Genomic DNA, 714 nt, shown 5'->3' on the forward strand with positions numbered 1-714 from the left:
AGCCGGCCGCAGCCTTCGCGCTATCACAAGATCAGCCACGATCCGGCGGCGATCGAGGCGCTGTTCGTCGAGCTGTTCATGGGCGCGCACGCCGCCCCGCCCGAAGAGATCGTGCTTGATCTGGACGCCACCGACGATCCCCTGCACGGCAACCAGGAGGGGCGCTTCTTCCACGGCTACTACGGCAACTACTGCTACCTGCCGCTCTACGTCTTCTGCGGCGATCACCTGTTGTGCGCCAAGCTGCGGCCCGCCAACATCGACGCCGCCGCCGGCGCGGTTCAGGAGATCGAGCGCATCGTGCGCCAGTTGCGCCAGCGCTGGCCCAAGGTTCGCATCGTGCTGCGCGCCGATTCCGGCTTCGCTCGTGAGGAGCTGATGGCCTGGTGCGAGCAGAACGCCGTCGACTACCTGTTCGGCCTGGCCCGCAATGTTCGGTTGGCCCGCCACATCGCGGCTGAACTGGACGCGGCCAGGGTGGAAAGTGCCCTCACCAGCCGGCCGGCCCGCCGCTTCAAGGACTTCCTGTGGACCACGCGCAAGAGCTGGAGCGGCCGGCGCCGGGTCGTGGCCAAGGCCGAGTGGACGCAAGGCGAGGCCAACCCGCGCTTTGTCGTCACCTCGCTCGCCGCCGAGGCTTGGCCGGCGCAATGCCTCTACGAGGACCTCTACTGCGCCCGCGGCGAGATGGAGAACCGCATCAAGGAATGCCAG

Annotated in this window: 1 protein-coding gene; it reads left to right on the forward strand. The window is 67.9% G+C overall.

What is annotated here, in order from left to right; translation table 11 throughout:
- Positions 1–714, forward strand: a 714-nt coding sequence (locus NKH02_RS34430) for an IS1380 family transposase (protein WP_352884295.1), incomplete at both ends; no start/stop codon positions are given.

It is taken from the genome of Mesorhizobium sp. M1396 (genome assembly GCF_040317725.1).
Lineage (GTDB): Bacteria > Pseudomonadota > Alphaproteobacteria > Rhizobiales > Rhizobiaceae > Mesorhizobium.